Origin of the sequence: Pseudomonas stagnisoli (assembly GCF_048595745.1) — a bacterium.
In the GTDB taxonomy this organism is placed as follows: Bacteria; Pseudomonadota; Gammaproteobacteria; order Pseudomonadales; family Pseudomonadaceae; genus Aquipseudomonas; species Aquipseudomonas alcaligenes_A.
The window spans coordinates 226839-249102 of record NZ_CP184361.1 but is presented as its reverse complement, the minus strand read 5'-3'; the positions used below and the strand labels follow the sequence as shown (position 1 = coordinate 249102).

The window sequence follows — 22264 nt, the reverse complement described above, 5'->3', positions numbered from 1 at the left end:
CTTTCCCCGAGCATACCCGAGCTAGAGCGGCCGCCCAAGCCTGATGATGGCTTTTTAGCAGCGCATCGCGATGAATGGCGAACATTTGTTCACTCATGCGCCCAGCCCGTCTGCCCGCGCTTTGCCGCGCCCCCGGCAGGCCCGTAGAATGCCGCGATGCATAAAGATCCCGCCCTTCTCGACCCTGAACTGCTCCTCGCCTCCCTCAACGATGCGCAATGCCAAGCCGTGGCCGCCCCGCTGGGCCGCCAGCTGGTGCTGGCCGGTGCCGGCTCGGGCAAGACCCGCGTGCTGGTGCACCGCATCGCCTTCCTGATCCAGTTCCTCGGCGCCTCGCCCTACTCGATCCTGTCGGTGACCTTCACCAACAAGGCGGCGGCCGAGATGCGCCAGCGTATCGAGCAGATGCTCGGCCAGAGTCCGGCCGGCATGTGGGTTGGCACCTTCCACGGCCTGGCCCACCGCATCCTGCGCGCGCACTGGCAGGAAGCCGGGCTCAGCGAGAACTTCCAGATCCTCGACTCCGATGACCAGCAGCGCCTGGTCAAGCGGGTGATCCGCGAGCTGGGCCTGGACGAACAGCGCTGGCCGGCCAAGCAGGCCCAGTGGTTCATCAACGGGCAGAAGGACGAGGGCCTGCGGCCGAAAAATATCCAGCCCGGCGGCGACCTGTTCCTCGCCACCATGCTGAAGATCTACCAGGCCTATGAAGACGCCTGCGCGCGCACCGGGGTGATCGACTTCGCCGAGCTGCTGCTGCGCGCGCTGGATCTGTGGCGCGACAAGCCCGACCTGCTGGCGCACTACCAGAAGCGCTTCCGCCATATCCTGGTCGACGAGTTCCAGGACACCAACGCCGTGCAGTACGCCTGGCTGCGCTTCCTCGCCAAGGGTGGCGAGAGCCTGATGGTGGTCGGCGACGACGACCAGTCGATCTATGGCTGGCGCGGCGCCAAGATCGAGAACATCCAGCAGTTCAGCAGTGACTTCCCTGACACCCAGCTGATACGCCTGGAGCAGAACTACCGCTCCACCGCCGGCATTCTCAAGGCCGCCAACGCGCTGATCGCCAATAACAACGGGCGCCTCGGCAAGGAGCTGTGGACCGACGGCAGCGATGGCGAGCCGATCAGCCTGTACGCCGCCTTCAACGAGCACGACGAGGCGCGCTACGTGGTCGAGTCGATCGAGGCGGCGCTGCGCAAGGACGGCTTGAAGCGCAGCGAGATCGCCATCCTCTACCGCTCCAACGCCCAGTCGCGGGTGCTGGAAGAGGCCCTGCTGCGCGAGAAGATTCCCTACCGCATCTACGGCGGCCAGCGCTTCTTCGAGCGCGCCGAGATCAAGAACGCGGTGGCCTACCTGCGCCTGCTCGACGGCCGCCACAACGACGCCGCGCTGGAGCGGGTGATCAACGTGCCGACCCGTGGCGTCGGCGAGAAGACCGTCGAGGCCATCCGCGAGCACGCCCGCCACAGCGACCTGTCGATGTGGGCGGCGATGCAGCAGCTGATCGCCAACAAGGCCCTGCCCGGCCGCGCCGCCGGGGCGCTGAGCGGTTTCATCGAGCTGATCGAGAACCTCGCCGCCAAGGTGCTGGACATGCCGCTGCACCTGATGACCCAGACCGTCATCGAGCAGAGCGGGCTGATCGCCTGGCACCAGGCCGAGAAAGGCGAGAAGGCCCAGGCGCGGGTGGAAAACCTGGAGGAACTGGTCAGCGCCGCGCGCAACTTCGAGAACGAGGAAGAGGAGATGAGCCCGCTGGCCGCCTTCCTCACCCACGCCTCGCTGGAAGCCGGCGATACCCAGGCCGAGGAACACGAGGACTGCGTGCAGCTGATGACCCTGCACAGCGCCAAGGGCCTGGAGTTCCCCCTGGTGTTCCTGGTCGGCATGGAAGAGGGCCTGTTCCCGCACAAGATGAGCCTGGAAGAGCCCGGCCGCCTCGAGGAAGAGCGCCGCCTGGCCTATGTCGGCGTGACCCGCGCCATGCAGCAGCTGGTGCTGACCTACGCCGAGACCCGCCGCCTGTACGGCAACGAGACCTACAACAAGGTCTCGCGCTTCGTCCGCGAGATTCCGCCGGCGCTGATCCAGGAAGTACGCCTGAGCAACAGCGTCAGCCGCCCCTACGCAGCGCCCAGCCGCAGCATGAGCGGTGGCTCGATGTTCGCCGGCAGCCAGGTGCCGGAAACCCCCTTCAGCCTCGGCCAGCCGGTGCGCCATGCGCTGTTCGGAGAAGGCGTGATCCTCAACTTCGAGGGCAGCGGCGCCCAGGCGCGGGTGCAGGTCAACTTCGCCAGCGAAGGCAGCAAGTGGCTGATGCTGGCCTACGCCAAGCTGGAAGCGCTCTAGCCCGCCCGTCAGCCCGGCGCCCCCGGCCGGGCTGGCTGACCATACTGTCGAGCGGAGGTAATCCGCATGCCCCGCTCGACGCCATCCGCCGACACGATTCTCGATACCGCCCTCGACCTGGCCGAAAGCTGCGGCTGGGAACGTCTTTATCTGCATGACGTGGCAACGGCGCTGAAGTGCGACCTGGCGGCCATCGCCCGGCATTACCGACAGAAGGACGATCTGGTCGAGGCCTGGCTGGATCGCGCCGACGCGGCGCTGTTCGAGCGGGCCAAGGGCGCCGACCTGGCCGTGCTGGCGCCCGACAAGCGCCTGGAGGAACTGCTGATGGCCTGGTTCGGCGGCATCGCCGCGCACCGCGCACTGACCGGGCAGATGCTGCTCTACAAGCTGGAGCCCGGCCATGTGCACCTGCAGGTCGGCGCCTTGCTACGGGTCAGCCGCACCGTGCAGTGGTGGCGCGAGGCGGCACAGCGGCACAACCTGCACCTGGCGCGGGTGGCCGAGGAGAGCCTGCTCAGCGCCGCGTTCCTGCGGACTTTCGTGCACTGGCTGCGCCATTCCGAGGTCGCCGACGCCGACGTGCGTGCCCTGTTGCGCCGCCAGCTGCGGGCCACTCCACTGGCCTGGCTGCTGCGCGCATAAATCCGGAAACATTCTGCGGCTGGCCAGGTTCACCGCACTGCGGCAGCATCACGCGTGAACCACAACCTCAGCGGGATTACCCCACATGCAGCGCTTCCTCAGCATCGCCCTGGCCCTGTGCCTGGGCCTGACCCTCAGCCTCGACGCCAGCGCCGGCAAGCGCATGGGCGGCGGTAAATCCTTCGGCTCCGCGCCGACCCACCAGACTCGCCAGGCCGATGCGCCCACCAGCGTCGCCCAGCCGGCGGCGGCCGGTACTGCCGCCACCGCGGCTGCCGGTCGCGCGGCCCCTGCGGCCAGCGGCGCCTCGCGCTGGCTCGGCCCGCTGGCCGGCATCGCCGCCGGTGGCCTGCTCGCCGCGATGTTCATGGGCGATGGCTTCGAGGGCATCCAGTTCCTCGACATCCTCCTGCTGGGCCTGATCGCCTTCGTCATCTTCAAACTGTTCGCCATGCGTCGCCAGGCGCAGGCCCAGCCGGCCATGGCCGGCGGCATGCAGCGGCAGATGCCGCAGCAGGCACCGATCTTCGGTGGCGCCAGTACGAGCGCGGCAACGACCATCAATGCGCCGGCCTGGTTCGACGAGCAGCGCTTCATCGAAGCCGGTCGTACCCACTTCCTGGCCCTGCAGCAGCACTGGGACGCGGCCGAGATGGACAAGATCGCCGAGTTCGTCACCCCGCAGATGCTCAGCTTCCTCAAGGAAGAGCGCGCCAGCCTGGGCGACGCCTACCAGTCGACCTATATCGATGATCTCAGCGTACAGCTGGACGGCATCGACGAGCTGGCCGACAAGACGGTCGCCACCCTGACCTTCCGTGGCGTGGCCAAGACCTCGCGCTTCGACCAGGGCGAGTCCTTCAGCGAAAGCTGGCGCATGGAGCGGGTCAACGGCGAAAACCAGCCCTGGCTGGTCGCTGGTATCCGCCAGAACGGCTGATCCCTCGAGCTTCACGAAAGACCCGGGCCTGGCCCGGGTTTTTTCTGCCTGGCAGATGCCAGGCCAAAGCGTGAACCCTCTCGCAGCCCATCGTTTCGCCACACAAGCGTCATCGTCCCGTCGCTTTCCCTCGCTAGCGTCATGGCTCCGTCGCCACTCCTCCGCAGAAGGGACCCGAACGATGAGCCTTGATGAACAGAACGCCGTGCTGTTTGGCAGCGGCGATGAACTCCCCAGCAACCATTGCGCCAACCCGCACATGAGCGAGCTGATCGACCAGCGCCGCCGGCAGATCCTCGCCGGCGGTGCCGCCCTCGGCGCGCTGGGCTTCCTCGGCGTGCTGCCGCAGGCGGTCGAGGCGGCCGAACAGAGCGCCGCCATGCCGTTGCGCAAGCGCAATCGGCTGCCCTTCGATGCCGTGCCGGTGAGCCGCGCCGACGGCATCACGGTGCCGGCCGGCTACCGCGCCAGCGTCTTCGTGCCCTGGGGCACGCCGATCAGCGGGCGCTTCCCGGCCTTCCTCGAGGACGCCAGCAACAGCGCCCAGGACCAGGCCGAGCAGGTCGGCATGCACCATGACGGCATGCACTTCTTCCCCATCGACGGCCGTCACGGTGGCGGGCGCCGCTCCAACCACGGCCTGCTGGTGTTCAACAACGAGTACATCGACGCGCCGCTGCTGCACCCCAACGGCCCGACCACACTGAACGGCCTGCGCACCTCGGCCGAGGAAGTGCGCAAGGAAATCAACGCCCACGGCGTGACCATCGTCGAGGTCCGCCGCGACCGATTCGGCGACTGGCAGGTGGTGCCCGGCCGCTACAACCGCCGCATCACCGCCGCCACGCCGATGCAGATGGTTGGTCCGGCGCGCGGCCATGCCCTGCTCAAGACCCTGCACAGCCCCAACGGCACCGCCACCCGTGGCACGCAGAACAACTGCGCCAACGGCTACACGCCCTGGGGCACCTACCTGACCTGCGAGGAGAACTGGGCCGGCTACTTCGCCAGCCGCGACGCCGACCTGCCGCGCGAACTGAAGCGCTATGGCCTGCGCAGCACCAGCCGCTTCGGCTGGGATACCCTGCCCGGCGACGAATTCCAGCGCTTCGATGCCACCCGCAAGGCTGCCGATGCCAGCGGTGACTACCGCAACGAACCCAACCACTTCGGCTGGATCGTCGAGATCGATCCCTTCAACCCGGATTCCACCCCGGTCAAACACAGCGCCCTCGGCCGCTTTGCCCACGAGGGCCTGATCTTCGCCCCGGTGCAGGCCGGCCGGCCGCTGGTGTGCTACTCCGGCGACGATTCGCAGAACGAGTACATCTACAAGTACGTCAGCCGTGGTAAATACCTGCCGCTGCTGCGCCAGCCCGGTCGCCTGCTCGACGAGGGCACCCTCTACGTGGCCCGCTTCAACGCCGACGGCACGGGCGACTGGCTGGCCCTGGACCTCAAGGACCAGGCCTTCCAGACCGCCTGCGCCGCCGCCGGGGTGAGCTTTGCCGACCAGGGTGAAGTGCTGATCAATACCCGCCTGGCGGCCGACATCGTCGGTGCCACCAAGATGGACCGCCCCGAGTGGGGCGCGGTCAACCCGGACAACGGCGAGGTCTATTTCACCCTCACCAACAACAGCTCGCGTACCGTCGCCGATGCGGCCAACCCGCGCGCGGCCAACCCCTACGGACACATCATCCGCTGGCGCGAGGACCGTCGCGACCACGCCGGCAAACGCTTCAACTGGGACATCTTCCTGCTCGCCGGCCCGCAGGGCGACAGCCGCGGTCCGAACGGCGCGGCGCTGAACGATGCGAGCATCCTGGCCAGCCCGGACGGCCTGTGGTTCGACCCGGACGGGCGCCTGTGGATCCAGACCGACATGAGCGGCAGCCAGCTGGCCAGCGGCCCCTTCGGCCACAACCAGATGCTGGTGGCCGACCCGCGCAGCGGCGAGGTCAAGCGCTTCCTCACCGGCCCGATCGGCGCCGAAGTCACCGGCATCAGCGCCACGCCGGACTTCCGCACCCTGTTCGTCAACATCCAGCACCCGGGCGAAGGCTCCACCGCCAGCAACCTGCTCAGCAGCTGGCCGGACGGCCCCGGCCGGCGCCCGCGCTCGGCCACCGTGGTGATCACCCGCGAGGATGGCAAGCGCCTGATGTAAGGCCCAAGCCGCTGGATGTCGCTCCCGCCCCTTTCCCATGAGCGGGGCCGGGGAGATGGCAACCGCCACACGCGAACAGATCGCCTCGCGTAGCCCGGATGCAATCCGGGGACCGAGCCGCCGGTTCTCCCGGATTGCATCCGGGCTAGGTTCTGCCTCCTCCCCTCTCCCATCCGTGGGAGAGGGGAGATCCGCCACGAGCCTCTTCCGCTCAGCGCCCGCACAGGGTAAAACGCGCCTCCGATCGGCTACCCTCTAGCCGAAACCGCTTGCAGGAGACGTCCCGTGGAAGAAGTCATCGATCAGTTGCGCGAACTCAACGAGCCGGTGCCGGTGCCGCTGGAGCTGCCGGACGAGGAAACCCTGGTGGAAATCCAGGAGCAGATCCTTATTCACCTGCCCTTCGAGCTGCGCGAATACCTGCTCAAGGTCAGCGACGTGGTGTACGGCCGCCTGGAGCCGGTCACCGCCAGCGACCCGCACTCGCACACCTACCTGCCGGAAGTCGCCTCAGTGGCCTGGGACCGTGGCCTGCCGCGCGACCTGGTGCCGCTGTGCCAGGACGGTCGCGACTACTACGCGGTGGACGTGGAAGGCACCGTGTGGCTGTGGGACGGTGAAGAAGGCGAACTCACCGACGAGAGCTGGGACTCGGTCTGGCACTGGTGCCGCGACGTCTGGCTGGAGAGCTGAAGCGCCGCTGGCAGCCTGGCAGGCGCTGGGCTTAACTGGCAGGCACCAACCTTGCGGAGCCCCGACATGGCCAAGATCAGCCGCTGGCTACCCCTTACCGCTCTCGCCGGCCTGGCGATCGGCGGCGGCCTCTGGCTGGGCCTGGCCGGTCCGAGCGAGGAACCCGCAGCGCTGACCGCCACCGCCGATGCGCCGCTGCCAGGGGGCACCGATGCGCAGATCGCCGGCAGCCTGGCCGACGACATCAAGCGCGCCGAGTTGCTGCAGCGGCCCGAGGTGCTGGACTACCAGGCCCGCCTGACGTTTGCCGGTGATTACCAGATCTTTATCAAGAGCGCCGCCGAACTGAGCGAGGAGGAGCGCCGTAAGCGTGCCGCCGCCCTGGCCAAGGAGATCGACCGGCGCGAGGCGGCCGGTGAGCTGGCGCTGAGTGAGGCGCTGCTGATGCAGGTAGGGCTGGTCCAGGCCGAAGGTGGCGACGAGGCCGCGCAGAAGGCCCGTGCCGATGCGCTGCTGGCCCGCTACCAGGCACTCAGCGCCGCGCGCGAGGCGCAGGCGAAGGCTCCCGACGCTCGCTTCAGCCGCTACAAGTCCGAGGAGAAGCGCATCGTCGATGAAGTGATGGCGCTGGACAGCATTCCCGACGGCCTGAGCCGCGACCAGTACCTGCGCCAGCGCCTGCAGGAGGCGCGCGAGCAGGCCTACCAGTAAGGCGCCGGGAACGAGGGCCTGCCGCCCCCGTTCCGCCGCGCCGCCCGCCGCTTACAACAACTGGTCGAGGATGTAGTACAGCAGGTTGAACGGCTTGGCCTTGTCCGCCGCATCACTGCTTTCCGAAGCGGCCAGCACCGCACCGCTGCCGTTCAGCAGGTTGTTGACGAAGTTGTCCAGCTCCAGGTTCTGCTCCTGGATATCCGAGTTGGCGAACTCGATGATGCTGGTGCAGTGGCTCTCGTTCACCGCCCGGTACTGCGGGAAGTAACCACCGAAGTTGCTTAGGTTGGCCAGCTGGCCGCGCAGGCGCTCGCTGTCCACTGCCCACTTGGCGTGGATCAGCGCCTCCTTGGTGGCCGCATCCGGCGCATTGATGATGTCCGGGTGGAAGCGCTCGTAGGAGTAGGACGAGTAGTTGAGGTCCTGCCAGAAGTGGGTGTGGCCCAGACGATCCCCCGGCAGGTTGCTCGACAGTGCCGCATACAGGGTGCCCAGGTCGTTGCCATTAAGCCCCGGCAGACGGCTCTGCAGGTAGGGCACCGGCCCGGCGTCGAGCCCCCAGGTGCTGCGGATATGGTTCTGCAGCGGCAGCGACGGGTACTGGCCGATGTCGCTGCCGGGTGGCGCGCTGAACACCGGGCCGGAGTCGTTGAGCAGAAAGCCGCGGCTCGGCGCCATGTCCTGGCGGATACCCACGTAGTTGGTGAGGCTGCCGGCGCCGCCGGCGCTGCAACCGGTGGTGAGCAGTTGGGCCGGGCGCTGCAGGTTGTTCTTCAGCCAGGCGACCACCGCGCGGGTGTTGCGCAGGCCGTTGTGGTGCCACACCAGCGGCGGCTTCTGGTTCTGTGGGTCTTCGTAGATGGCCACCTTGTCGCCGGAGTAGATGTCGCCGGTGCAGTAGGGCACGTAGACCATGTTCCAGTTCTGCGTCTTGGTCCGCGTCCAGGGATGCAGGCGCACCACCAGCGGGCTGACCAGGCTGGCGCCGGGGTTGAGCAGGCTCATATAGTCGTCGGGAATGCCATCGGGGTTGCGCGCCCCGCGGATGCCGGTCTGCCCGGTGCAGCTGGCGTAGTCCCAGCAGGCGCCCCCGCCCTCCAGGTAGATGATGGTGTTGCTGGTGTTCGGCACGCGGTTGACGAAGAACTTGTAGGGCGAGCCGTTGCCGCATACCGCGCCGGTCTGCGGCGCCAGCTGCACGGTTTGCCAGCCGTAGTAGTTGCCGGGCTTGAAGCCGGCGTTGAAACCGCCCGGGTTGTTCAGCAGCGGATAGGGGCCGAGGCCCTGTTCGGCGGTGACCTTGTTGTCCGCCCGCGGTGGCGACACCAGGTTGACCAGGGTTTTCCAGGCACTGTAATCGCCCAGTTCGGCGTGCGCGGGAGTTGTGATCAGCAGGGCCGCGGCGGAGACGCAGCTGGCCAGCAAGGCAGACTTCATCGGCATGTCCTCGTCTTGTTGTTCTTGTCGGGGCATGGGGCCACAGCCGGAGACATCCATACCCGGTAGCGATCCCGTCATGGAATCAGGGCACAAGAGGCACGCTAGTACAGGACGCCGGGAAGACCAGACGAGGCCTTATATTGATTCGAGATAGTGCGCCAAAAGAAGCTAACTAACGCGATAGCGCCACCATCGGCGCCCATCCACTCAGGGCAGGTAGATACGGAACTCGCCGCCGCCCAGCGGCCCGCCGTTGCGCAGCTCGATACGCCCGGCGCGCGCCTGGCGCTGATGCAGCTCGGCGATGCGCGCGGCGAAGTACAACCCCAGGCCGGTGCTGCCGCTGCTCTGGTTGAGGCCCAGCACGTAGTCGCCCTGGTGCTCCAGCATGGCCGTCGGGTAGCCGGCGCCGTCGTCATTGATGCTCAGCAGCAGTTCGCCATCCTCTTCGCGGGCGGCGATCAGCAGCTGGCTGCGCGCGTAGCGGATGGAGTTGGCGATGACGTTGGCCACCACCGAGCCGAGCAGCTCCTGGTCGAAGAAGCCCATCAGGTCGAACTCCGCCACCTCGCAGCGCGCCACGATGGCGCGACTGCGCAGCACTTCGTCATGGCGTGCCAGCTGCGCCTGGAGAAAATCCTCCACCTCGTGGTAACCGGGGCGCATCGGCAGCTGGTTGACGCCCAGCTTGTACAGGCCGAGCAGCTGCACCAGCATGCCGTTGAGGCGGGCGAACTCGTATTCGATCACCCCGCGCTGGGTGCCGCCCTGCAGCTCCGGCGGCAATTGGGCAAGCCATTGCGCGTGGGCCTGACCGAGCATGGCCAGCGAGTTCTTCATGTCGTGCACGGTGGAGGCGATCACCGTGGAGAAGTCCAGCCCGCTCATGCGCCGAAGGCCCGCAGGCGCAGTTGCTGATAGCGCTCGTAGCGCGCATCGCCGGGCGGGATCATGATCACCGCGTCCAGGCACTGCCGGCATTCCTCGCGCAGCGCCTCGTCGCTCTCGCCCTGGCGCAGCAGCGACTGGGCGGTGTTGAGGGCAATGCTGATGTTCTTCGGCTGCAGCGCCAGCGCGCGGCGGAACAGCTCCAGGGCATCGGCGTGGCGCCCCAACTGGTAGGCGCGCACCCCCTGACGGTTGAGCTCGACCGCCTCCTTGGCGCCACCGAGGATGGCCGGGTCGCTGGTCAGCTTCGCCACGCCCCGCAGCACCTCGGGATCATCGCCGTAGATTGCCACGCAGCTCTTCAGCAGCGCCTCGCCGGCACCGGCCTGGCCCAGCTGCTTGAGCTGACCGGCCACCGCCAGCGCGGCGTCGGCGGAAAAGAACTCGCCCAGCTGCTCCACGCCGGCCGCGACCTCGGCGGCCAGCTGCGTGGCACGCGCCACATCGCCGCACTGGCGCAGGCTGCTGGCCTGCATCAGGCGCGAGCGCAGGCGTAGCGCCTTGTCCTCGGCGAACTGGCTGTCCAGCTCGGCCAGGGCCTGGTTGATCTCGGTCTGGGCACGCTTGTCCAGAGCCTCCTCGCCCGCCCCGGAAATCAGCGCCTGGCTCAATCCCAGGTAGTTCTCCGGGCTCTTGAAGCGCGAGTTCTTGCCCTGCTCGACCGCGCTGCGGAAGGCCTTGGAGGCGCTGGCGAAATCCTCGTTGCGCATGGCCAGCTTGCCCAGCTGAGCCTGCCGACGAATGGCCAGGGGCGACAGGCGCACCGCGTCTTCCAGCACCTGCTGGGCGCGCTGGTGCTCGCCCTGGGCGTCCAGCACGGCGGCCAGGCCGTCGTACAGCCCGGGCTGCATGGGGAAGGCCTGCAGCGCCTTCTCGTACAGCTGGCGGGCATGCAGATGCTCGCCGCGGGCCAGCAACTGGGCGCCCAGGGCCTGGTAGGCCCAGGGGATGGCCCGCTCGGCCAGCACCGCATTGAGCAGACGCTCCAGCTCCTCGCCGCGCCCCAGGCTGCGCAGGGCGCCGGCCTTGTAGCGCTGGCACAGCGGCAGCAGGCGCTTGTCCTGCTGGGCCAGGCTGTCGCAGACGTTCAGCACCGCGCTGGGGTCCTGCTTGTCCAGCGCCTGCAACACCGGCTTGAGCAGCGCCTTGCGCTCCATCAGCTTGTCCAGGCGCTGGGCCAGGCTGGCGCGGTTGAAGGGTTTGGTCAGGTAGGCGTCCGGCTCGTGCTCCAGGGCGCTGAGGACCATGGCCTGGCTGCTCTCGGCGGTCACCATGACGAAGATGCACTGGTGGCTGATCAGCCGCGCGGCGATCAGCTCCTCGAGCACCTGCTGGCCGTTCTTGCCGGCGCCCAGGTTGTAGTCATGGAGGATGATGTCGTAGCGCTTCTGCCGGCACATGGCGATGGCTTCCTCGCCACGGTTGGCGGTATCCACGTCGCGCGCGCCCATCTCGCGCAGCATGGCCTTGACCGAGCTGAGGAAGTCATTGAAGTCGTCGACCACCAGAAAGCGCTTGTCGCTGTAATCCTGCATCGGGCAATCCTTGGGCGCGGGGATGGACTCGCCTCCAGTGTAAGACAGGAAGCGCACCGGCGAAGGCCCGCCGACTACCGCGCCGACACCGGCCGCTGCTCCAGCTCCAACAGGTTGAGGAGGAAGCGCGCGAAGTAGATCAGGTCCTGTTCCATGGCCTGGCGCGCGGCCTTGGCGTCACCGGCCTCGATGGCGGCGAAGGCCTCCTCGTGGAAGTCGTTGAGCCGCAGCGACAGGTCGGCACCGGTGAACAGACGGTTGAAGAAGGGGCCGATCTGCAGCCACAGCGATTCGATCGAGCGCAGCAAAACCGGGTTGCCGCAGGCGCCGTAGAGCAGCAGGTGGAAACGGCTGTTGGCCTCCAGGTAGTCCTGCGCCAGGCGCTGCTCGATGGCCTGGTCCATGCGCTGCACACAGTCACGCAGCTCGGCCAGGTCGGCGGCGGTGAGGTTGGGCGTGGCCAGTTCCACGGCCAGGCCTTCGAGGCCCAGGCGTACCTGGAAGATGTGCTGGTAGCGCTCGCGGGTCATTGCCGGCACGCGCACCGAGCGCTGCGGCTCGCCCTCCAGGGCGCCCTCGGCCACCAGGCGCTGCAGCGCGGCGCGCACCGGCATCGGGCTGGTGCCCCAGGCGGCGGCCAGGTCGCGGATCTTCAGGCGCTCACCGGGTTGGAAACGCCCTTCAAGCAGGCCTTCGCGAATGCGCTGGTAGAGTTGTTCCTGCAGATTGTCGGCCATGGTTCAGAGGCTCCGTGGCGGCGCGGGCAGCTGGGACAGGGTGAGCAGGCAATTGCGCATGGTGGTCTCCGGAGTTCGAAATAGAGGGCTCGGCGATTCTGCTAGAGGCCGGCGAGCCGGGGAAGAGTGACGTACGGGCAGTTCAGGGCGCCTTGTTTTCGATCAGGCAGTTGCCGCCGTCCACCACCAGCACCTCGCCGGTGATGTAGCTGGCCTCGGGCGACGCCAGGAAGGCCACGGCCGCCGCCACTTCCTCGGGGCGCCCGGCACGCCCGACCGGCGTGTACTCGGCGGCATGCCGCTCCTCGTCGGTGGAGGAGCCGGTGCCGATCCAGCCCGGCGCCACGCTGTTGACCGTGATGCCCTGCTTGGCCACCTCCAGCGCCAGCCCCATCGACAGGCCGAGCATGCCGGCCTTGGCCGCACTGTAGGCCGATTCGCCGACATTGCTGCCGCGGGTGCCGGTGGTCGAACTGATGTTGACGATGCGCCCGTAGCCACGCGCCTGCATGCCCGGCAGCACGGCACGGGTGAGCAGGAACGCGGTGGTCAGGTTGCGCGTGAGCGACAGCTGCCAGGTGGCCAGGTCCATCTGCGCCAGCTCGGCGAAAGGCTCAGGGCTACCCTGCATGGCCATGCCGGCATTGTTCACCAGGATGTCCACCCGGCCCCACTGCGTCTCGGCCCAGGCGGCCAGTTCGGCGACCTGCTGCTCGTCGGTGAGGTCGGCGATCCAGGCACGTGCTTCAATACCTTCCTGGCGCAGCTCGGCGGCGCGCTGTTCGATACGCGCGCTGCTGGCGGTCACCAGCACCCGCACTCCCGCCAGCCCCAGACGCCGCGCGATGGCCATGCCGATGCCCTGTTCGCTGCCGGCGCCGCTGACCAGTGCCACTTGCCCTTTCATGTTCATGGATAAGCCTTTTGTGATCACAAATTTAAGTCGATATTAGATAAAATCGCTCAAAAATGGAGCTATTGCCATTTCTGTGATCACAAAATAGCATGTGCAGAAATTCGAACGAGGTGTTCAACATGACTGCCAGCGGTATCAGCCCCTCCGCCGTGGAAACCTTCGCCGCCCGCGAGCGCGAACTGTTCCTGGCGCGCAACCCGAAATCCGTCGCCCTTGCCGAGCGCGCGCGCAATTCCCTGTACGCCGGCGTGCCGATGCACTGGATGGCCGACTGGTCGACCCCCTGCCCGCTGTTCGTCGAGCGCGCCAAGGGTGCGCGCTTCTATGACGTCGACGGCCACGAATACATCGACTTCTGCCTGGGCGACACCGGCACCATGTTCGGCCACTCGCCGGACCCGGTGGCCAAGGCCATCGCCGAGCAGGCCAACAATGGCCTGACCACCATGCTGCCGGGCGAAGACGCCGTGGTCTGCGGCGAGCTGCTGGCCGAGCGCTTCGGCCTGCCGTTCTGGCAGGTCACCGCCACCGCCACCGACTCCAACCGCTACGTGCTGCGCTGGGCCCGTGCCGTGACCGGCAAGAAAACCCTGCTGGTGTTCGACGGCTGCTACCACGGCACCGTGGACGATGTGATGGTGCGCTACCGCGACGGCGAAACCGTACACCGCTCCGGCCTGGTCGGCCAGGCCTATGACCTGACCCAGTACAGCCGCTCGATTCCGTTCAACGACGTCGAGGCGCTGGAAGCCGCGCTGGCCAAGGGCGACGTCTGCGCCCTGCTGTGCGAGCCGGCCATGACCAACATCGGCATGGTCCTGCCCGACCCGGGCTTCATGCAGAAGTGCCGCGAGCTCACGCGCAAGTACGGCAGCCTGCTGATCATCGACGAGACCCACACCATCTCCACCAATATCGGTGGCTGCACCAAGCTGTGGAACCTCGACCCGGACTTCTTCGTGGTCGGCAAGCCGATCGCCGGCGGCGTGCCCTGCGGCATCTTCGGCTGCAGCGCCGAGATGGCCGAGAAGATGCTCGCCTCGCGCAAGCAGGCCCAAGAAGACAGCCACGGCCACGGCCACAGCGGCATGGGTACCACCCTGTCGGCCAACGCCCTGGCCATGCACTGCATGCGCGCCAACCTGGAACAGGTGATGACGCAGGCGGCCTATGACCACATGCTGCCGCTGGCCAAGCGCCTGGCCGATGGCTTCCGCAGCCTGATCGCCAAGCACGACCTGAAGTGGTCGGTGACCGAGCTGGGCGCGCGCAGCGAATTCCAGTTCTGCCCGGTCTCGCCACGCACCGGCGCCGAGGCCGAAGCCGCCTTCCACGATGAGCTGCAGATGGCCATCCACCTGTACCTGATCAACCGCGGCATCCTGATCACCCCGTTCCACAACATGACCCTGTGCTGCCCGAGCACCACGGCGGAGGATGTGGACAAGCTGATCAGCATGCTGGACCAGGCCATCACCGAGCTGTTGGCCATTCCCGGCGCGCGGCTTTAACTCCCTCTCCCGTTTACGGGAGAGGGCTGGGGAGAGGGCAACAGCCCCTTCCCTCTCCCCCGGCCCCTCTCCCACTAGTGGGAGAGGGGAGCACAGCAAAGGACACCATGATGCAATTTGCCAACCCCCAGGAAGCCCGCGACTTCCTCGCCCAGCACCCCGAGGTGCGCCTGATCGAGCTGATCCTGATCGACGCCAACGGCATCCCGCGCGGCAAGCTGCTGCACCGCGACGAGCTACTGGCGATCTACGAAAACGGCCGCCCGCTGCCCAGCTCCATCCTCTCGCTGACCATCCAGGGCGAGGACGTCGAGGAAAGCGGTCTGGTCTGGGAAGTCGCCGATGCCGACTGCTGGACGTACCCAATCCCCGGCAGCCTGACCCTGCAGACCTGGCGTGCCACCCCCACCGGCCAGGTGCAGGTGAGCATGCACCCGACCCAGGGCGCGCCGGCCGCCGCCGGCGACCCGCGCCATGTGCTGGCGCGCGCCATCGACCGCCTCAAGGCCGACGGCTACCACCCGGTGATGGCGGTGGAGCTGGAGTTCTACCTGCTGGACAAGCACCGCGACGCCAATGGCCGCCCGCAACCGGCCGTGCAGGCCAACGGCGTACGCCCGCAGGCGCCGCAGGTGTATGGCGTGCTGGAACTGGAACAGCAGCAGGCCTTCCTCGACGACCTCTACAGCGCCTGCGAGGCCCAGGGCCTGCCGGTACGCACGGCCATTTCCGAGTACGCCCCCGGCCAGCTGGAGCTGACCCTGGAGCACCGCTTCGACGCCCTGCAGGCGGTCGATGAGGGCATCCGCTACAAGCGCCTGGTCAAGGGCGTGGCCAACAAGCACGGACTGATCGCCTGCTTTATGGCCAAACCGTTCGGCGACCTGGCCGGCAGCGGCCTGCACATGCACGTCAGTCTCGCCGACGAGCGGGGCAACAACCTGATGGCCAGCGAAGACCCGCACGGCACGCCGCTGCTGCGCCATGCCATCGGCGGCATGATGGCCACGCTCAACGACGCGCTGGCGATCTTCTGCCCCAACGCCAACTCCTACCGCCGCTTCCAAGCCAACAGCTACGCACCGCTGGCCAAGAGCTGGGGCGTGAACAACCGCACCGTGTCGTTCCGCGTACCGGGCGGCCCGGCCAAGAGCCGCCACGTCGAGCACCGCATCTGCGGCGCCGATGCCAACCCGTACCTGGCGGCCGCGGCGATCCTCGCCGGCATCCACCATGGCATCAAGCACCAGATCGACCCGGGCGAGGCCATCGTCGGCAACGGCTACGAGCAGGCCCGCGAGACCCTGCCAACAGACTGGCTGACCACGCTGCGCACCCTGGAACAGTCGGCCTGGGCGAAAGAAGCCCTCGGCGAGGACTTCCTGAAGATCTTCCTGGCGATCAAATGGGAAGAGTTCCGTCAGTTCGTCGGTGAAGTCGGCGAGCAGGATTGGCGCTGGTACCTGACCCACGCTTGAAACGGATGGACGTTACAGTACGCCCCCACAATGCACATTCTCTATGCCAGGAACGGCCAAGAGGCTGGCTATCGCACAACGGTTCTGGATAGCATTTATGCAGTCACGCTCCTGCATGAACATCCAGACCGACTTACTGGTCATTGCGGAGTGAGCACAATCTAGGTCGACTAGTAAATCGCACAAGGAAGGCAAGGATGAATCGCACCTATTCCCTCGTCTGGAACTCAAGCAACGGCGCTTGGGGCGTGGCCGACGAACACGCCCGCAAACGCGGCAAGGGATCTGGTGCGGTGCTTACAACCTGCCTACTTCTGGCAGGTCAGGCCTTGGCCGCTGATCTACCAAGCGGCGGCCAAGTGGTGTCCGGCAGTGGCAGCATCAGCCAGCCCAATGCGCAGCAGATGATTATCGACCAGGCCAGCAACAAGCTGGCCATCAACTGGCAGAGTTTCGATATCGGCGCTGGAAACAAGGTGACTTTCAATCAGCCTGGCCAGGACGCAATCGCCCTAAACCGGGTAGTCGGTAGCGACGGCTCCAAGATCATGGGCCAGCTGGATGCCAACGGTAAAGTCTTCCTCGTCAACCCCAACGGGGTGGTGTTCGGCAAAGATGCCAGCGTAAACGTGGGTGGCCTTGTGGCCTCTACTTTGGATCTATCGGTCGAGAACTTTGACAAAGGGCAATACCACTTCAAGGGTGATGGAAGCCCAGCTGGGGTGGTCAACCAAGGGCTTATTAACGCCGATGGCGGCGCAGTAGCTCTGCTCGGTGGCAAGGTCAGCAACGAGGGCGTGATAGTCGCGAATCAAGGGACAGTCGCCCTGGCCGCCGGCAATTCTGTGACTCTGGACTTCGCGGGCGATGGCCTACTCAATGTCCAGGTCGACGAAGCAGCAGTCGATGCCCTGGTGGAGAACCGTCAGTTGATCAAAGCCGACGGTGGCAAGGTGGTACTGACCGCCAACGCCGGCGATGCTCTACTCAAGACCGTGGTCAACAACACAGGCGTCATCGAAGCGCGCACCCTGGGCCAGAAGAACGGGAAAATCCTGCTACTTGGCGATTTCGACGGTGGCGTGGTGAATGTGGCTGGCACCCTTGATGCCAGCGCGCCAACCGGTGGGAATGGTGGCTTCATCGATACCAGCGGCGCACACGTAAAGATCGCCGACGACGTGAAGGTCACCACCCTGGCGCCCAAGGGCAAGACCGGCGAGTGGCTGATCGACCCCTACAACGTGACCATTTCCAACGCCACCAGCTCCGGCATGGGCGGTTTCAACGGCAACGCCAACGACAGCGTGCTCAACGTCACCACCCTCACCAACGCCCTGGCCAGCACTGGGGTGACGGTGACCACCGGCGTCGGCGGCAGCCAGGCCGGCAACATCACCGTGGACGCGCCCATCAACTGGAGCGCCAACACGGTGCTGGCGCTCAACGCCGCCGGCAGCATCATCATCAACAAGGACATCACCGCCACGGGCAACAACGCCGGGCTGTCCATGTCCTACAGCGGCAGCTACAGCCTGAACAAGGGCGCCCGCGTGACACTGTCCGGCAGCAATGCCAGCCTCAGCCTGGCGGGCACCGGCTACACCCTGATCCATGACATTGGCGCATTGCAGAACATCACCAGCACAGGCTTCTACGCCCTGGGCAACGACATCGACGCCAGCGCCACCGCGGGCTGGAACGGCGGCGCCGGCTTCAATCCGCTGGATGGGGCGAGCACCAACTTCGCCGGCCTTGGCCACAGCATCGACAAACTGACCATCAACCGCGGCCTGGAGAGCGACGTCGGACTGTTTCGCACCGTAAGCGGCAACGTCCGTGACCTGACCCTGTCGAACGCCCGCATCACCGGCCAGATGAATGTCGGCGGCATCGCCGCCACCCTCGGCGGCACCCTCAGCAACGTCCACATGACCGGCAGCGTTTCCGGCTCCGGGGCCTTCGTCGGCGGCCTGGCCGGCACGGTGAACAACGGCATCATCCGCTACTCGTCCTCTGCCGCCGACGTGACCGGCCTGACCGTGGTGGGCGGGCTGGCGGGCAGCGTGCAGAGCATTGCCATGGCCGACTCCTATGCCACCGGCTCGGTCACCGCCACGGTCAGCAACACCAGTGCGTTTGCGGGCGGGCTGCTGGGCGAGGTGATCTCCAGCGCGACGCTGACCAACACCTACGCCAGCGGCAAGGTCACCGGCTACACCACCACGGGTGGCCTGATCGGCGGCGGCTTCCTGCCGACCATCACCGTCAACAACAGCTACTGGGACATCAACAGCACCGGCCAGTCCAGCTCCCTGGGTGGCGGTACCGGCCTGACCAGCGCTGTGCGCAATCAGTCGGCCTACACCGGCTTCGACTTCACCAACATGTGGGTGATGTTCGAAGGCGATACCCGGCCGATGCTGCGCAACGAATACTCCACGACCATCTTCACCCCCCACGCCCTGCAACTGATGGGGCTGGACCTGAACGCCAATTACCGCCTGGGCACCGACCTGAGCCTGGCCAGCGCCATGGCCGCCAGCGGCGGCTACTACGGTGAAGTGTGGGGCGCGTCGGGTTTCCGCTCGGTCGGCAACAACACACAGCAATTCACCGGCAGCTTCAATGGGCAGGGCCACAGTATCAGCGGCCTGGCCATCAACCGCGCGACCACCGACTATGTCGGCCTGTTCGGCTACACCTCCGGCGCGACCCTGGCCAACGTCAAGCTGGTGGGCGGCAACGTCACCGGCAGAGACAACGTCGGTGCCCTGGTCGGTTACATGCTGGGCGGCACCCTCGGCAACGCATCGGCCAGCACCACGGTCAGCGGCACCAGCACCAGCGAAGCCAACACCGGCGGGCTGGTAGGCGCCAACGACAGCGGCGCCATCGCCGATGCCTTCGCCACCGGCAATGTCACCGGGGCTGGCTACCAGATCGGAGGCCTGGTCGGCTTCAACGTCAACGGCGGCAGCATCACCCGCTCCTATGCCACCGGCAACGTCACCGGCACCAACACGACCGCCAACCTCGGCTATGTTGGCGGCCTGGTGGGCGCCAACGGCTACAACGGCGATGGCGGCTCCATCAGCCAGTCCTACGCCACCGGCACGGTAAGGGCGTCGTCGGGACCGGTCGGCGGCTTCGTCGGCCACAACGAAGGCAGCATCACCGACTCCTACGCCACCGGCGCGGTGATCGTCCAGGGCTCTGCGAGCAATATCGGCGGCTTCGCCGGGGTCAATTTCGTCAACGGCACCATCAGCAACAGCTACTCCACCGGCTACGTCGCCGGCGGCACCCAGCTGGGTGGCTTTGTCGGCTACAACAACGGCGCCAATGGCGCCATCAGCAACGCCTACTGGAACACCCAGACCAGTGGCCAGTCGCAAGCCGCGTCCGGTGGTCTGGTAAACGGCATCACCGGGCGCACCACTGCGCAGCTCCAGAGCGGGCTGCCGTCAGGCTTCTCCTCGTCCATCTGGGGCACCGGCGCCAACCTCTACCCGTACTTCAACTGGCGCTACAGCACCACGCCCATCGCCATCAGCGGCAAGGCGTTCAGCAATGGCGGCAGCACGCCTCTGGCGGGCGCGACGCTGACCGCCGTATCCGGCGGCGTGGCGATCGGCAGCGGCAACAGCGGGGCGGACGGCTACTACTACATCCTCAGCGACGCTGCCGGCTTGGATGCCAACGGCGCCATCGCCTACCTGGATGGCAACGCCGACACCGGCGCCGGCTTCGGCGACGTGATCGGCACCAACGGCATCCAGGGGCTGGACGTCTACAGCTCCGCCGCGCGCCTGGCCACGGGGCAGGGCAGCCTCTCGGCGACCCGCAGCCGCTACCTGGCCGCGCGCGGCAGTTATGCCGATGCCGACCTGGCGTTCCTCTCGTCCAGTGACTTCTCAGCCCTCACCAGTAACGGCTATGGCCTCTACCTGGCTGCCAGCGCCGCCAGCTACAACCTGGACACCAACCTCAGCTCCGGCGGCCTGCTCAGCCTCGACAGCGGCGGTACCTTCGGCATCAGCGGCACCCGCCAGCTGTCGGCAGGCGGCAACCTCAACGTGGCCGACCGCCTGACCTGGGGCGACAACGCCGGGCTGACCCTCAGCACCAGCAATAGCGGCAACGTCCTGCTGGGGGATGGCATCGACGCCGCCAGCGGCAGCCTGACCCTCTCTGCTGCCGGAACCGCGACCAGCAACGGGGGCGTCAACCTCGGCGTGCTGAATCTCACCGGCGGCACCTGGAGCCAGGTGGCGACCAGCCTGCCCAGCTTCAGCGTCACCGACTTCCGCCTCAGCCCCGGTGCCACCTTCGTGCGCGCCCTGGGCGGTGACGGCAGCCTCGCCACGCCGTACCGCATCACCGATGTCTATGGCCTGCAGGGCCTGGCCTCCACCAGCCTGGCAGGCAGCCGCTTCGTCCTGGCGAACGACATCAATGCCTCCAGCAGCGCGCAGTGGAACAGCAGCACCGGCTTCCTCTCCATCGGCAGCCTGGCCAACCCCTTCACCGGCCGTCTCGACGGGCAGGGGCATCGCATCAGCGGCCTGGCCATCAACCGCCCCGGCAGCACCTACAGCGGCCTGTTCGGCTACAACGCCGGCTACGTCGGCAACCTCAACCTGGTGGGCGGCAGCGTGGCCGGCGGCAGCTACACCGGTGCCCTGGTGGGCTACAACGCCGCCACCGGGGTGGTCGAGCGGGTCAGCAGCGACACCGCCGTCACCGGTACGGGCAACGTCGGCGCCTTGGTCGGCACCAACGCCGGGACCCTCAGCGAGTCCCTGGCCACGGGCAGCGCCAGCGGCGGCCTTAATGCCGGCGGCCTGGCCGGCAGCAACGCCAGCACCGGCACCATCCGCGACAGCTACGCCACCGGCAGCGCCCAGGGCAGCGCCACGGCGGGTGGCCTGGTCGGGTTCAACGACGGCAGCCTGCTGCGTGTCTATTCCACGGGCACGGCCAGCTCCAGCGTCGGCGCGGTCGGCGGCCTGGTGGGCAGCAATGTCGGCACCGCCACCGGCAGCTTCTGGAACACCACAACCAGCGGCCTGGCCCAGGGCGTCGGGGCCGGCAACGGCACGGGGGTATCGGGGCTGACCAGCACTCAGCTCACCCGCCTGGCGCCCTTCGTGGCGGCCGGTTGGAGCATCGATGATGCCGGCAGCACCGGCGCCACCTGGCGCATGTACGAGGGTCACAGCGCGCCGCTGCTACGCAGCTTCATGACCGCCCTCAGCGTCAACCTCGGCAACGCCAGCAAGACCTACGACGGCAGCGCCACCAGCAGCACCGGTGCCCTGGTGTTCCCCATCGGCTACGACCCGGCCCTGGTTTCCGGCAGCGCCCTCTACACCGCCAACAGCGCCAGCGCCGGCACCTACACCGGCGCCAACCTGCGTGCGAGCGGGCTCTATTCCAGCCAGTTCGGCTATGACATCGAGATGCTCGCCGGCACCCTGACCATCGACAAGGCCGCGCTCACCATCACCGCCAGCAACGCCAGCAAGACCTACGGCCAAACTGCTTCGCTGAGTGGCTTCACCACCTCGGGCCTGATTGCGGGTGACCAGGTCAGTGGGGTGGATCTCACCAGTCTGGGGTCGGTGTTCAATGCTGGCGTTGGCAACTACGCCATCGTTGCCAGCAACGCCCAGGGTACCGGACTGAGCAACTACGACATCACCTACGGCAACGGCACCCTGACCATCGACAAGGCGGCGCTGACCATCACTGCCAGCAATGCCAACAAGACCTACGGCCAAACTGCTTCGCTGAGTGGCTTCACCACCTCGGGCCTGATTGCGGGTGATCAGGTCAATGGGATGGATCTCACCAGCCTGGGCTCCGTCTTCAATGCTGGCGGCGGCAACTACGCCATCGTCGCCAGCAATGCCCGAGGCACCGGGCTGGCCAACTACGACATCACCTATGTGGACGGCATACTGACCGTGATTGGCAACCTCTCCCCGTTGGCCAACCTCGTCGATCCGCAGCTCGCAGCGGCACAGTTGACCGCTCAACAGACCGATGAACTACCCTCCCGCCCCTTGATGATGACCAGCCCGAAACTCTTCGACGTCGAGACCTCCGGTCTGCAGCTGAACCTCGTCGATAGCGGTATCCGTCTTCCAGAAGGAATCTGAAGTTGCGTCCGA

Annotated in this window: 14 protein-coding genes; 9 read left to right on the top strand and 5 right to left on the bottom strand. The window is 67.0% G+C overall.

The window, feature by feature from the left end:
- Positions 1 to 156: 156 nt before the first annotated feature.
- The 6 genes from uvrD to ACOAPY_RS01100 all read left to right on the top strand — a co-directional run bounded on the left by uvrD (position 157) and on the right by ACOAPY_RS01100 (position 7517).
- On the top strand, positions 157 to 2358 hold the full coding sequence (gene uvrD / locus ACOAPY_RS01125) for a DNA helicase II (protein WP_076581833.1): 2202 nt from the start codon (positions 157 to 159) through the stop codon (positions 2356 to 2358).
- A 66-nt stretch (positions 2359 to 2424) separates the two neighbouring features.
- Positions 2425 to 3003, top strand: a complete 579-nt coding sequence (locus ACOAPY_RS01120; protein WP_465154730.1) for a TetR/AcrR family transcriptional regulator — start codon at positions 2425 to 2427, stop codon at positions 3001 to 3003.
- Positions 3004 to 3088: 85 nt separating this feature from the next.
- Entirely contained in the window at positions 3089 to 3943 is an 855-nt protein-coding gene (locus ACOAPY_RS01115) for a Tim44 domain-containing protein (RefSeq protein WP_465154729.1), read from the top strand.
- 181 nt (positions 3944 to 4124) lie between these two features.
- Entirely contained in the window at positions 4125 to 6113 is a 1989-nt protein-coding gene (locus tag ACOAPY_RS01110) for a PhoX family protein (RefSeq protein ID WP_465154728.1), read from the top strand.
- 285 nt (positions 6114 to 6398) lie between these two features.
- A complete protein-coding gene (locus ACOAPY_RS01105; protein ID WP_465154727.1) occupies positions 6399 to 6806 on the top strand; it encodes an SMI1/KNR4 family protein in 408 nt (135 codons plus the stop codon).
- Positions 6807 to 6872: 66 nt separating this feature from the next.
- Positions 6873 to 7517, top strand: a complete 645-nt coding sequence (locus ACOAPY_RS01100; protein ID WP_465154726.1) for a hypothetical protein — start codon at positions 6873 to 6875, stop codon at positions 7515 to 7517.
- Between the two features lie 51 nt (positions 7518 to 7568).
- Here ACOAPY_RS01100 and ACOAPY_RS01095 read toward each other — a convergent pair whose 3' ends face one another.
- The 5 genes from ACOAPY_RS01095 to ACOAPY_RS01075 form a co-directional block, all read right to left on the bottom strand.
- A complete protein-coding gene (locus tag ACOAPY_RS01095) occupies positions 7569 to 8963 on the bottom strand; it encodes a pectin acetylesterase-family hydrolase (RefSeq protein ID WP_465156896.1) in 1395 nt (464 codons plus the stop codon).
- Positions 8964 to 9167: 204 nt separating this feature from the next.
- Positions 9168 to 9848, bottom strand: coding sequence for a sensor histidine kinase (locus tag ACOAPY_RS01090; protein WP_465154725.1), 681 nt, complete (start codon positions 9846 to 9848; stop codon positions 9168 to 9170).
- Entirely contained in the window at positions 9845 to 11443 is a 1599-nt protein-coding gene (locus ACOAPY_RS01085) for a response regulator (protein WP_465154724.1), read from the bottom strand. The genes ACOAPY_RS01090 and ACOAPY_RS01085 overlap by 4 nt, the downstream gene beginning before the upstream one ends.
- A gap of 74 nt (positions 11444 to 11517) precedes the next feature.
- On the bottom strand, positions 11518 to 12180 hold the full coding sequence (locus ACOAPY_RS01080; RefSeq protein ID WP_465154723.1) for a GntR family transcriptional regulator: 663 nt from the start codon (positions 12178 to 12180) through the stop codon (positions 11518 to 11520).
- Positions 12181 to 12322: 142 nt separating this feature from the next.
- Entirely contained in the window at positions 12323 to 13093 is a 771-nt protein-coding gene (locus tag ACOAPY_RS01075; RefSeq protein WP_465154722.1) for an SDR family NAD(P)-dependent oxidoreductase, read from the bottom strand.
- A gap of 122 nt (positions 13094 to 13215) precedes the next feature.
- On the opposite strand from ACOAPY_RS01075, the gene ACOAPY_RS01070 reads away from it, so the two are divergent.
- From ACOAPY_RS01070 to ACOAPY_RS01060, 3 genes are all read left to right on the top strand, one after another.
- On the top strand, positions 13216 to 14607 hold the full coding sequence (locus ACOAPY_RS01070) for an aspartate aminotransferase family protein (protein ID WP_465154721.1): 1392 nt from the start codon (positions 13216 to 13218) through the stop codon (positions 14605 to 14607).
- Positions 14608 to 14717: 110 nt separating this feature from the next.
- Positions 14718 to 16085 (top strand): glutamine synthetase family protein, encoded by a 1368-nt coding sequence (locus ACOAPY_RS01065; RefSeq protein ID WP_465156894.1) that lies wholly within the window; start codon positions 14718 to 14720, stop codon positions 16083 to 16085.
- Between the two features lie 197 nt (positions 16086 to 16282).
- Positions 16283 to 22252 carry a two-partner secretion domain-containing protein gene (locus ACOAPY_RS01060; RefSeq protein WP_465154720.1) on the top strand — a complete coding sequence of 1990 codons (5970 nt, stop codon included), beginning with the start codon at positions 16283 to 16285 and terminating at the stop codon, positions 22250 to 22252.
- Positions 22253 to 22264: the final 12 nt, after the last annotated feature.